The sequence below is a fragment of the Variovorax sp. 20P10.2.4 genome (assembly GCF_058244205.1).
In genome coordinates this window covers 1-4,772 of the sequence record NZ_JBZAYE010000558.1, presented here as the reverse complement: position 1 = coordinate 4,772, position 4,772 = coordinate 1, and the positions used below count along the sequence as shown (strand labels likewise).

Here is a 4,772-nt window from a genome sequence, read left to right as displayed (position 1 = left end):
CACGCGCCTCGCGATGGCCACCAACGAACGCGCGCGGCACGAGCCCGCGAGCTCGCGCGACTATGCGCGATTGCGCCATCCATCGGGCTGCGGATGCTGCTCGACGAGCGCGCGCCGCGGTGCCACGGTGACCGCGTCGAACGGTGCCAAATCGGCACCGTCGCGGCGGCCGTGGATGATCTCGCATTGAGGATTTGGCAAGATTTCATGCATGCACCGTACGCATGCAAAGGATGCGGGAAAGTAGTGCTTTCGACCAATCTCCCTCTGAAGGGGGTCGATTCGGCGGCTTGCTCGCATGCGTGAAACTTGTCCAAAACTTTCTGGATTGTTTCGAAACGGCGAACGCCGTGATTCTTTTTGCGGTGATTCAAAAGGGTCGAACAGGATCAAACTTCTCCTCACGGACAAACCACCGTTCAACCTGAAGGAGATACCAAATGACCGCCTCGAAGATCCTCGCCGCCGTTGCCGTTGCCCTGCTTGCCGCCACCGGCGCACAAGCCGAAACCTATGACGGCGTCCACACCGTGCACTCCACGGTCTCGCGTTCCGAAGTCGCATCGCAAGCCGTGGCAGCCGCCCGTGCCGGCGATGCCTACAGCGAAGGTGCCACCGCCGGTGCGCAACCCTTCAGCTCGACCGCCGACCGCGCGACCATCCGTGCCGAAGCCGTTGCCAAGGCCCACGATCCGCTGCAAAGCCTCGACCGCCGCGCCTTCTACCGCGACGAAGTGCCGCAAGCCTACAAGAAGCCCAGCGTGTCGTTCACGCGTCAAGCTGGCCTCTGAGCCACGGTGGCACGCCGGTGCGAGAGCACCGGCCGCATGAAAGAAGCGAATGAGGAAAGGGCCTGCGGGCCCTTTCTTCGTGTCTGGCGCGACAGCGCGCCGCTCACGCCAGCGTCTCGCCTTCCTCGAGCACGCCCGCATTGCGCAGCGCCGCGTCGAGCCAGCTGGCCGCCGTGTGGCCTTGTCGGATGGCTTCGATGCGCGCGGCTTCGTCCTCGACCTTCTTCTGCGCCGCGCGAAGCAGGGTTTCGACTTTCTCCCGCTCGACCACCACCACGCCATCGGCATCGCCGATCACCAGATCGCCGGGACGCACCGCCACGCCACCGACCGACACCGGGTGCCCGATGCGCCCCGAGGCCAGCTTGGTCGGGCCGTTGGGATTGGTGCCGACCGAGAACACCGGGAAGTCCATCTCGTCGATCTCCACGCTGTCGCGCACCGCGCCGTCGATCACCACGCCGGCGATGCCGACCTGGCGGCAGGCATTCATCATGATCGTGCCCATCAGCGCCGCGCTGCGGTCGCCCTTGCCGTCGATCACCAGCACGTCGCCCGGCTGCGCGAGCGCGATCGCGGCATGGATCATCAGGTTGTCGCCGGGCCGCACCTCCACCGTGAGCGCGCTGCCCACCAGCTTCATGCGGTGGCGCAGGGCCTCGATGCGGCCGTGCAGGGCGCCGCGGCGGCCCGCGACGTCGGCGAGGATGGCCGGCTGGAAGGCCGCGGCGCGGCGCAGCAGCCCGGGGGAGACGCGCGCGAAGTCGCGAACGATGTCGGGATGCGGGTTCATGGTCTGGTGTTCTCTCATTCGGCCTTGACGTCGGCGTCCTTCACCACGCGGCCCCACTTGCGCTTGTCGGCCGCGAGGAAGGCACGGAACTGCTCGGGCGTGCTGCCCACGGGCTCGAGGCCGTCGGCCGTCAGGCGTTTCGCGATCTCGGGCTGCGCGAGCACCTTCGCGATCTCGCGCTGCAGGCGTTCGACCACGGCGGGCGGCGTGTTCTTCGCCGCGCAGATGCCGGCCCAGGTCACGGGCTCGACCTCGGCGACGCCGGCCTCGGCCACGGTCGGAATCTCGGGAAAGGCCGCGAGCCGGCGCGGACTGGCCACGGCGAGGGCACGCAGCTTGCCGGCGCGCGCGTACTGCATCGAGCTCACGGGCTGGTCGAAGATCATCGAGACCTGGCCCGCGATCAGGTCGGTCATGGCCTGGCCCGTGCCCTTGTAGGCCACGTGCACGATGTCGATGCCCGCGCGGCTCTTGAGCATCTCGCCCGCGAGGTGGCCGCCGGTGGCCGTGCCCGAGGACGCGAAGTTGATCTCGCCGGGCTTCTGCTTGGCGTAGGCGACCAGCTCCTTCACGTTCTTCACCGGCAGGCTCGCGTTGACCAGCAGCATGTAGGGCGCATTGACGACCTGCGTGACCGGCACGATGTCCTTTTCGGGATCGAAGGGCATGCTTTTCAGCACATGCGGCTGGATCGACAGCGTGCCCGTGGTGCACATCAGCAGCGTGTGGCCATCGGCCGGCGCGGCGAGCATGGCCGAGGCCGCGATGTTGCCGCCGGCGCCGGGGCGGTTGTCGATCAGCACCTGCTGGCCCAGCCCTTCGGCGAGCTTCGGCGCGATCAGCCGCGCCACCACGTCGTTCGAGCCGCCCGGCGAGAAGCCCACGAGGATCTTCACGGGCTTCGATGGAAAGGTGTCGGCCGCGCTCGCGGTGGCGGCGCCGAGCCAGGCCGTGCCCGCGGCCACGACCGGCAGCAGCGTGAGAAGGGAGCGGAGTTTCATTGCGGTTCCTGGTGAAGCGGTTGGCCCGAGAGTTCGGCGCGGGCGCGCGCGATGCGCCGGCAGCCTTCGAGCAGCTGCCCGGTGCCGGCGGCGAACGAGAGGCGGAAGTGCGTCGGCACGCCATAGGCGCTGCCCTGCAGTGACGCGAGGTCCTGCGCGTCGAGCAGGTGCATCACCCAGTCGTCGCTGTCGGCGATCGTGGTGCCCTGGGGCGTGCGCAGCCCGAACAGCGCGCTGCACGAGGCGAAGACGTAGAAGGCGCCGTCGGGCACTTCGCAACGGATGCCGTCGATGGCATTGAGCGCCTCGACCACCGTGTCGCGCCGCGCGCGGTAGGCCTGGCGGTTGGTGGCGATGCTGTCCTGCGGTCCGGTGAGCGCCGCGATGGCGGCCGCCTGCGCGATCGAGTTCGGGCCCGAGGTGCTCTGCGACTGCAGCTTGACCATCGCCTTGATCAGCGCCGAAGGCCCGGCGCCGTAGCCGATGCGCCAGCCCGTCATCGCATAGGCCTTGGAGACGCCGTTCACCGTCAGCGTGCGTTCCTGCAGGTCGGGCGCCACCTCGGCGAGGGTGGCGAAGGGTGCGTCGCCGTAGACCAGATGCTCGTAGATGTCGTCGGTCAGCACCCAGACCTGCGGATGGCGCCGCAGCACCTCGGCCAGCGCCAGCAGTTCGGCGCGCGTGTAGGTGGCCCCGCTCGGATTGTTCGGCGAGTTGAGCATCAGCCAGCGCGTGCGGCCGGTGATGGCGCGCTCGAGGTCGGCGGGCTGCAGCTTGAAGCCTGCGCCGGCCGGGCCGTCGACGAACACCGGCACGCCGCCGGCCAGCCGCGCGATGTCGGGGTACGAGACCCAGTAGGGCGCCGGCACGATGACCTCGTCGCCGGCCGCCACCGTGCACATCAGCGCATTGAAGATCACCTGCTTGGCGCCGGTGCCGACGATGATCTCGTCCGGCGCGTAGCGCAGCCGGTTCTCGCGCAGGAACTTGCCCGCGATGGCCTCCTTGAGCGCCGGCGTGCCGCCGACGTCGGTGTAGCGCGTCTGGCCCTCGGCCATCGCGCGGATGGCGGCCTGCTTGATGTGTTCGGGCGTCTCGAAGTCGGGCTCGCCGGCGGTGAGAGCGAGGATGTCCCGGCCCTGCGCGCGCAGCTCGCGCGCCCTCTGGCCGGCCATGGAACTCGGAGAGGGCTGGATCCGGTTCAGTCGTGGTGCGATGTGAAGCATGCGGCCAGTATCGAAGTGCCTTCGCCGCGGGACAAACGAGTAATCGGCGTGGCTCGGTATTCCTTTTTTTCCTGGCCGGTGGTGGGCGTACATTCCGCCGCATGAACTTCACCTTCAAGCAGCTCGAGGCCTTCCTGTTCAGCGCGAGGCTCCAGAGCTTCAGCGCCGCGGCGGTGAAGCTGCACACCACGCAGTCGGCCATCTCCAAGCGCCTGGCCGAGCTCGAGGAGTCGCTCGGCGGTCCCTTGCTGCACCGCACCTCGCACGGGCTGGAGCTGGCGCAGCCCGGCCGCGAGCTGCTGCCGCTGGCGGAAGAGGCGCTGCGGCTGTGGCAGCGCATCGAGCACGACATCAGCCTCGACAAGACGCTGCGCGGCAGCTTCCGCGTGGGCGTGACGGAACTGATCGCGATGACCTGGCTCACGCGGCTGATCCAGCTGCTGCAGAAGCTGCATCCACAGGTGACGATCGAGCCGGTGGTGGATGCCGGCCTCACGCTGTTCGAGCGTCTCGAGGCCAACAAGCTCGACCTGACGATCATGCCGGGCACCTTCTGGGGCCAGGCCTTCGAATCGGTCAAGGTGGGGCAGGTCGATCAGGCCTGGATCGCGAGCCCGCGGCTGCGCATTCCGCAGCGCGCGCTGAAGCCGCACGAGTTCGCCGACTACCCGGTGATCGAGCAGCCCGCGGGTGCCTCGAAGAACCGCTTCTACGAGGCCTGGCGCGCCGAGCACGGCTTCCGCTTCGGCAAGGTCATGCTGACCAACAGCACGACGGTGCTGCGCGAGCTGACGATCAGCGGCTTCGGCATCAGCCAGCAGGCGCTCGACTACGTGCGGCCCGACATCCGCAGCGGCCTGCTGCGCATCGTGCGCAGCGACCCGATGCCGCCGCCACTGGTCTACAGCGCCGTGCACCGGCGCGACAACGCGAGCCCGGCGCTGGCGCGCATCGTCGAGCT

5 protein-coding genes and 1 pseudogene are annotated in these 4,772 nt (G+C 68.7%); 3 read left to right on the top strand and 3 right to left on the bottom strand.

The window, feature by feature from the left end; translation table 11 throughout:
• Together AC27VN_RS32890 and AC27VN_RS32885 are read left to right on the top strand one after the other, a co-directional pair.
• A pseudogene (locus AC27VN_RS32890) lies at positions 1–190 on the top strand (zinc ribbon domain-containing protein); the annotation flags it as partial.
• 250 nt (positions 191–440) lie between these two features.
• Positions 441–791 carry an alpha/beta hydrolase gene (locus AC27VN_RS32885; RefSeq protein ID WP_208511540.1) on the top strand — a complete coding sequence of 117 codons (351 nt, stop codon included), beginning with the start codon at positions 441–443 and terminating at the stop codon, positions 789–791.
• A gap of 103 nt (positions 792–894) precedes the next feature.
• Here AC27VN_RS32885 and AC27VN_RS32880 read toward each other — a convergent pair whose 3' ends face one another.
• The 3 genes from AC27VN_RS32880 to AC27VN_RS32870 are packed head-to-tail and all read right to left on the bottom strand — an operon-like array spanning position 895 to position 3,811.
• Positions 895–1,584, bottom strand: a complete 690-nt coding sequence (locus tag AC27VN_RS32880; RefSeq protein WP_490879284.1) for an RraA family protein — start codon at positions 1,582–1,584, stop codon at positions 895–897.
• Between the two features lie 14 nt (positions 1,585–1,598).
• Positions 1,599–2,585, bottom strand: a complete 987-nt coding sequence (locus AC27VN_RS32875; RefSeq protein WP_208511538.1) for a Bug family tripartite tricarboxylate transporter substrate binding protein — start codon at positions 2,583–2,585, stop codon at positions 1,599–1,601.
• Positions 2,582–3,811, bottom strand: a complete 1,230-nt coding sequence (locus AC27VN_RS32870) for a pyridoxal phosphate-dependent aminotransferase (protein WP_490879283.1) — start codon at positions 3,809–3,811, stop codon at positions 2,582–2,584. Before AC27VN_RS32870 ends, AC27VN_RS32875 begins: the two co-directional genes overlap by 4 nt.
• Positions 3,812–3,912: 101 nt before the next feature.
• Here AC27VN_RS32870 and AC27VN_RS32865 point away from each other — a divergent pair.
• The coding region (locus AC27VN_RS32865) for a LysR family transcriptional regulator (RefSeq protein WP_490879282.1) at positions 3,913–4,772 on the top strand (860 nt) is incomplete at its 3' end.